Origin of the sequence: Streptomyces sp. NPDC018693, assembly GCF_044391385.1 — a bacterium.
GTDB lineage: Bacteria > Actinomycetota > Actinomycetes > Streptomycetales > Streptomycetaceae > Streptomyces.
Genome location: NZ_JBIRZZ010000038.1, coordinates 1 through 6,345 on the forward strand (window position 1 = coordinate 1; position 6,345 = coordinate 6,345).

At 75.0% G+C, this 6,345-nt stretch carries 7 protein-coding genes and 1 pseudogene; 1 reads left to right on the plus strand and 7 read right to left on the minus strand.

Annotated features, from left to right (window positions below):
- Positions 1-130: 130 nt before the first annotated feature.
- Positions 131-472 (minus strand): anti-sigma factor antagonist BldG, encoded by a 342-nt coding sequence (gene bldG / locus ACH5AC_RS38245; protein ID WP_009189842.1) that lies wholly within the window; start codon positions 470-472, stop codon positions 131-133.
- A gap of 82 nt (positions 473-554) precedes the next feature.
- Between bldG and ACH5AC_RS38250 the strand changes: the two genes are divergently transcribed.
- On the plus strand, positions 555-3,179 hold the full coding sequence (locus ACH5AC_RS38250) for a DEAD/DEAH box helicase (protein WP_398866979.1): 2,625 nt from the start codon (positions 555-557) through the stop codon (positions 3,177-3,179).
- Positions 3,180-3,267: 88 nt separating this feature from the next.
- Here ACH5AC_RS38250 and ACH5AC_RS38255 read toward each other — a convergent pair.
- The 6 genes and pseudogenes from ACH5AC_RS38255 to ACH5AC_RS38280 form a co-directional block, all read right to left on the minus strand.
- Positions 3,268-3,546, minus strand: a pseudogene (locus ACH5AC_RS38255) (Rv3654c family TadE-like protein); the annotation flags it as partial.
- Complete coding sequence (locus ACH5AC_RS38260; protein WP_398866980.1) at positions 3,543-3,917, minus strand: TadE family type IV pilus minor pilin; 375 nt, start codon at positions 3,915-3,917, stop codon at positions 3,543-3,545. The gene ACH5AC_RS38260 and the pseudogene ACH5AC_RS38255, both read right to left, overlap by 4 nt.
- Positions 3,904-4,125 carry a DUF4244 domain-containing protein gene (locus ACH5AC_RS38265; RefSeq protein ID WP_398866981.1) on the minus strand — a complete coding sequence of 74 codons (222 nt, stop codon included), beginning with the start codon at positions 4,123-4,125 and terminating at the stop codon, positions 3,904-3,906. The genes ACH5AC_RS38260 and ACH5AC_RS38265 overlap by 14 nt, the downstream gene beginning before the upstream one ends.
- Before the next feature lie 84 nt (positions 4,126-4,209).
- Positions 4,210-4,998: a type II secretion system F family protein gene (locus ACH5AC_RS38270; protein ID WP_398866982.1), complete on the minus strand. Its 789-nt coding sequence runs from the start codon at positions 4,996-4,998 to the stop codon at positions 4,210-4,212.
- On the minus strand, positions 4,995-5,867 hold the full coding sequence (locus ACH5AC_RS38275; RefSeq protein ID WP_398866984.1) for a type II secretion system F family protein: 873 nt from the start codon (positions 5,865-5,867) through the stop codon (positions 4,995-4,997). Before ACH5AC_RS38275 ends, ACH5AC_RS38270 begins: the two co-directional genes overlap by 4 nt.
- A partial coding sequence (locus ACH5AC_RS38280; protein WP_398866983.1) for an ATPase, T2SS/T4P/T4SS family occupies positions 5,860-6,345 on the minus strand: 486 nt, incomplete at its 5' end. The genes ACH5AC_RS38275 and ACH5AC_RS38280, both read right to left, overlap by 8 nt.

Sequence of the window (6,345 nt, forward strand, 5' to 3'; positions counted from 1 at the left end):
CCCCGGGGCCCACCCCCCCCCCCCCCACCCGCGGGGGGCGTGGCGGGGGGGCCGCCCCCCCCCCCCCCCGGCCCGCCGTTGGCCCCGGGGGGGGGGGGGGGGGCGGCGCCCCCCCCCCGCCCACGGCGGGTCAGTCGGTGGCCGCCACCGCTTCGTCGACCGAGGTGTGGATCGGGAACACCTTGGTCAGACCGGTGATGCGGAAGATCTTCAAAATGCGCTCCTGGTTGCAGACCAGGCGCAGCGAGCCCTCATGGGCACGCACCCGCTTCAGGCCGCCGACCAGCACGCCGAGTCCGGTGGAGTCGAGGAAGTCCACGCCCTCCATGTCGACGACGAGGTGGAAATTCCCGTCGTTCACCAGCTCGACCAGCTGCTCGCGCAACTTGGGCGCGGTATATACGTCGATTTCGCCACCGACCTCGACGACCGTACGATCGCCGACGGTACGGGTCGACAGGGACAGGTCCACGGATCCTCCAGCACCTTGCTATCGAGCGGTCGCCCCTCGGGACACCTCGGCTTGCAGCCCCCAGGACGGTTCGCCAGCCGCGATGGCATTCAATCACTTACCGGCAGGCGTGCACGACGCCTTGAGCCCATTGTCCGTCACGCCAGTGACACACTCGGTGCCGATGGCCAAGAATCACCGATCTGATCGATCCTCGTCGGGCCCCGTCCAGCGCCCGTCCCCGGGCACCGTCCTGGGCCGGCTCGCCTCCGGGCCGAGCCGGGCATCGCGCATCACTCATACGGAGCACTTGCCCCCGCGGGCGGGTCGCCATGCCGTCTGGCCTGACCGGATTCGCCCGGAAGTGATCGCGACCATCCATACGGCGGGTATCGAGCACCCCTGGGCCCACCAGGCGCTGGCCGCCGAGCACGCCCTGGACGGCGACTCGGTGGTCGTCGCGACGGGCACCGCCTCCGGCAAGTCCCTGGCCTACCTCGCCCCGGTGCTCTCCCGGCTCCTGGACGGCTCAGAGGCCCCGAACGGCCGCGGCGCCACCGCCCTCTACCTGGCCCCCACCAAGGCGCTCGCGGCGGACCAGTGCCGGTCCGTGAAGGAACTTTCACAACCTCTGGGCACGGCCGTTCGCCCAGCCGTGTTCGACGGCGATACTCCGTTCGAGGAACGCGAGTGGATCCGCCAGTACGCCAACTACGTCCTGACCAACCCGGACATGCTGCACCGGGGGATCCTTCCCTCCCACCCCCGCTGGTCCTCCTTCCTCAAGGCGCTGCAGTACGTCGTCATCGACGAGTGCCACACCTACCGCGGCGTCTTCGGCTCGCACGTCGCCCAGGTGCTGCGCCGACTGCGCCGGCTGTGTGCCCGCTACGGCTCCACCCCCGTCTTCCTGCTGGCCTCCGCGACCGCCGCGGAGCCCGCTGTGGCCGCCCGCCGCCTCACCGGCCTCCCGGTCGTCGAGGTGGCCGACGACGCCTCACCACGCGGTGAACTGGTGTTCGCCCTGTGGGAGCCGCCGCTCACCGAGCTGCGGGGCGAGAAGGGCGCCCCCGTCCGCCGCACGGCCACCGCCGAGACCGCCGACCTCCTCACCGACCTCGCCGTCCAGGGCATGCGCACGGTCGCCTTCGTACGGTCCCGGCGCGGCGCCGAGCTGATCTCCGTCATCGCCCAGGAACGCCTCACCGAGGTCGACCGCTCACTGGCCCGGCGTGTCGCGGCCTACCGGGGCGGCTACCTCCCCGAGGAACGCCGCGCCCTCGAACAGGCCCTCCACTCCGGCGAACTCCTCGGCCTGGCCGCGACCACCGCCCTCGAACTCGGCATCGACGTCTCCGGCCTGGACGCCGTCCTGATCGCCGGATACCCGGGCACCCGCGCCTCCCTGTGGCAGCAGGCCGGCCGGGCGGGACGGTCCGGCCAGGGCGCCCTGGCAGTGCTGGTCGCCCGCGACGACCCGCTGGACACCTTCCTGGTCCACCACCCCGAGGCCCTGTTCGACCAACCGGTCGAATCCACCGTCCTCGACCCCGACAACCCGTACGTCCTCGCCCCGCACCTGTGCGCGGCGGCCGCGGAGCTCCCGCTGACCGAGGAGGACTTCGAGCTGTTCGGTCCGACGACCGGGGAACTGCTCCCCCAGCTGGAGTCCGCCAAGCTGCTGCGCCGCCGCACCAGGGCGTGGCACTGGACTCGCCGGGAGCGGGCCGCCGACCTCACCGACATCCGGGGCGAGGGCGGCCGCCCGGTGCAGATCGTCGAGGCCGGCACCGGTCGGCTGCTCGGCACGGTCGACGCGGGCGCCGCCCACGCCACGGTGCACGAGGGCGCGGTCCATCTGCACCAGGGCCGCACCTACCTGGTGCGTTCCCTGGACCTGGAGGACTCGGTGGCCCTGGTCGAGGAGGCCGCGCCGCCGTACTCGACGGTCGCCCGCGACACCACCTCGATCTCCGTCCTGGAGACGGACGTCGAGATCCCCTGGGGCGAGGGCCGCCTGTGCTACGGCTCGGTCGAAGTCACCAACCAGGTCGTCTCCTTCCTGCGTCGTCGGCTCATCACGGGTGAAGTACTCGGCGAGTCGAAACTCGACCTCCCTCCTCGTACGCTGCGCACGCGCGCGGTGTGGTGGACGGTCACCGAGGACCAGCTGGACGCCGCCCGCATCAACCCCGAGATCCTCGGCGGCGCCCTGCACGCCGCCGAACACGCGTCGATCGGCATGCTGCCCCTCTTCGCGACCTGCGACCGCTGGGACATCGGCGGCGTGTCCGTCCCGCTGCACCCCGACACGCTGCTGCCCTCGGTCTTCGTCTACGACGGCCACCCCGGCGGCGCGGGCTTCGCGGAGCGCGCCTTCCACACCGCCCGCGCCTGGCTGACCGCCACCCGCCAGGCCATCGCCTCCTGCGAGTGCGACGCCGGCTGCCCGTCCTGCATCCAGTCCCCCAAGTGCGGCAACGGCAACGATCCGCTGCACAAGAGGGGGGCCGTACGGCTGCTCACGGAGCTGCTGCGGGGGGCGCCGGAGGAACAGGCCGAGGTGCAGGGGAAGGAGCAGGCGGAGGAGCAGGGGGCGCAACCCCCGGCGCCTCCTTCGGCACCGGCACCCGAGTCGGCACCGGCACCTGGGGCGCCGATGCGTGAGGGACCGGATGCGGCACCTTCGGCAGAGCCGCAGATTCCGGAAGACCCGCCGACGCCCTGACCTCCGGCAGGGCCGCAGACTCCGGAGAACCGGCCCGCGCCCTGACCTCCGCCCTGAAGGGGCCCCGGCCCGACGCCGCCGTCACGTCCGACACCTCGCCCACGACCGCGCACCGCACCAGCCGCGCCCCCTGCTCCCGGGCCACCCGCTCCGCCCGGGCGCAGGCCGCCGCAGCACCGTCGGCCCAGTGGTCCGCCGCCGCCAGCGCCGCGAGATCCGCGCCCCCGGCCGCCCGGTGCCGGACGACCACGGCCTGACCCAGCGCCAGGACCACGCCGAACACCACACAGAGCACAGCGATCACAGCGACGCCCCAGACGGTGGCGGAGCCACGGTCACCCCGTACACGAGCGGTTCCCGCCCTCACGGCCCCACCCCCACGTCCTCGGCCATCGCCACGGCCTCCTCCCGTACCTCGAACGGCAACACCCCCAACGCCGGCGGCTTCGCCACGACCACCACCCGCACCCGGTCACCCTCCCGGCTCACCGTCACCCGCGCGCCGCGGGGCGCGGTCGCGCGGGTCAGTCCGACGACCGCGTCGGGCGGGTCCTGCCGGGCCGCCGCCCGGGCGCCGGTCCTGGCCGCGTCCACGCACTGGATCTGGGTGGCCACCATGAGCAGCCCCCACACCAACGCCATCGCGAACGCCACCAGCACCGGCAGCACCACCGCCGACTCCGCCGTCACGAACCCCCGGTCCGACCAGCGCGCCCGGCCGCGCTCACATCCCCGCACTGAGCGCCCGCTTCACCGTGTCCTGCAACAGCTCGGCGATCGCAGGGCTCGTCACCACCTTGTAGAGCAGCACGGCGAACGCCACCGCCGCGACGATCCCCATCGCGTACTCGGAGGTGACCATCCCCGCGTCCCTCCGCCCCGCCGCCCGCACCCCGCACACCAGGGCACGCAGCCGCGCCCGTACCGCACATACCGCCTTGTACATCTCAACCCCCATGAGGTCCCGTGTCATTGATCGATCTCGTCAGTCGCCTCTGGCCGGTCGGCCGCCCTCAGTCCCCTCACCCGCTCATCGCCCACCCCCTCCCAGCACCCCGCCCGCGAGCCCGATGACCACGGGCAGCACCCCGACCGCGATGAAGGCGGGCAGGAAGCACAGCCCCACCGGCGCGGTGACCAGGGCGGCCGCCCGCCGGGCACGGACCGTCGCCGTGCGCACCCGGTCGGCGCGGACGTCGGCCGCGAGCCGGGCCACCGGTCCCGCGGCGGGCAGCCCGGACTCATCGGCCCGCTCCAGCAGCCGCGCCAGGGCGGCCGCCCCTGGCACCGAGGCCAACCCGCGCCAGGATGCGGCCGGTTCGCCGCCGAGCCGTACCTCGGCCGCGCCCCGCGCCAGCAGTCCCCCTACAGGGCCGCCCAGTGCCTCTCCGACGGCCTGTGCGGCGACAACCGGGCCCGCGCCCGCCGCGATGCAGGCGGCCAGCAGATCGGCGGCCAGTGGCAGTTGCCGGGCGGCGGCCGCCCGGTCCTCCGCCTGGCTCGCGGCGCCGCCCGCGTCCTGCCGCCGACGCCACCGCCACAGCCCGGCCGCACCGATCGCACCCACCACGACCCCGGGGACGCCTCCGACGAGCGCCCACCCGACGCCGAGCACCCCCACCTCCGGCAGCCACCGACGCGCCGCCTCCCGCACCTCGACCCGCGGCCCCTGGGGCGCCTCCTCACACCCCAGCACCTCGGCCACCCGTCGCCGGGCCCACCGCCGCCTGCGGGCGGCCCACGCCCACCGCACGAACCACGCCAGGACCATCGCGGTCCCCACGACCGCCCCCAGCCTGTGGACAACTCCCTCGCTCACGCCGACTCCGCTCCCCGCACGATCCGCAGCGCCCACCACATGCCCACGCCCTCCAGCAGGACGCCGGCGAGCAGACAGCCCAGCCCGGGCCCGGTGTGCAGCAGGACCCTCAGGGGATCGGCGCCGAGCGCCGCGCCGAGCAGGAGCCCGAGGACGGGCAGGGCGGCCAGCATCACGGCGGTGGCCCGTGGCCCCGCCAGCTGCGCTCGCAGATCCGCCCGTTGGTCGCGCTCCGCGCGCAACGCCCCTTCCAGGCGGTCGAGTCCGTCCGCCAGGCCGGCGCCCTGGTCCACGGCCACCCGCCAGCACGCGGCCAGCCCGCCCAGGCCCTCGGCTCCTGATCGTCGCGCCGCGGCCGTGAGCGCGCCGGGCACGTCCCCGCCGAACCGCGCCGCCGCCAGTACGGCCGCCTGCGCCGAGCCCAGCCCGCCGGAGTCCCGCGCTGCCCGCAGCAGGGCCTCGCCGGGCTGCCGTCCGGCGCGGACCTCCCCGGCGAGGGCCGCGCACAGCGCGATCACCGCGTCCCCTCGCCGCTCCCGGTCCCGCCGCGCCTCCCCGGCCCGGCGCACCCGCCGCAGCAGGGGCACCCCGGCCGCTCCCGCGACGACCGGCAGCGCCGAGGCCCCGAGCACCGCCACGACCAGCCCGGCCACGAGCGACCACCACTCGGGCCGCCACCGCCCCCGGATCCACCGCAGCCGTTCGGCCCACTCCTGCCAGACCGGTGGTCCGACCCCCACGACCCCGCCCCCGGCGAGCAGCAGGCGCGCCCGCCGCGCTCCGGCGCCCCGCTCGCTCATCAGCCACACGGCGGCCCCGGCACACGCCACCGCCGCCCCCATCGACATCTGCCCCGCCCACTCACGCATCCCGCTCACCCGTCGACTCCCCGCTGTTCGCCATCGCCGCCCTGTCCGCGCCCCACCGCACCCCCGACAACTCCCGCAACCGCCCCCATCCGGCCTCCTCCACAAAGGCCCGCGCGCCCCACCGCAGCGCCGGCACCGTCCGCACCAGCCCGGTCGGATCACGCTCCAGCACATGCACCTCGGCGATACGCCGCCGCCCGCTCCGATCGCGGACCAGATGCAGCACCACCGACACGGCCGCCGCCAACTGGCTGTGCAGGGCGGCCCGGTCGAGCCCGGCCGCCGTGCCGAGCGCCTCCAGCCGGGCCGGTACATCGGCGGCCGCGTTGGCGTGGACGGTGCCGCAGCCGCCCTCGTGGCCCGTGTTGAGCGCGGCGAGCAGATCGCTCAATCTCCGGTACGCACCTACACTCTTCGGCATGGTGGTGAAGCCGAAGCAGGCAGCTGTGTACTGCCGTCTGTCGTACGCCCCGGACGG

What these genes read in the sequence shown, in the direction of transcription:
- ACH5AC_RS38250 (WP_398866979.1), top strand. Translation starts at nt 555, where the DNA reads ATGGCATTCAATCACTTACCGGCAGGCGTGCACGACGCCTTGAGCCCA.
- ACH5AC_RS38275 (WP_398866984.1), bottom strand. Translation starts at nt 5,867, where the DNA reads ATGCGTGAGTGGGCGGGGCAGATGTCGATGGGGGCGGCGGTGGCGTGT.
- ACH5AC_RS38265 (WP_398866981.1), bottom strand. Translation starts at nt 4,125, where the DNA reads ATGTACAAGGCGGTATGTGCGGTACGGGCGCGGCTGCGTGCCCTGGTG.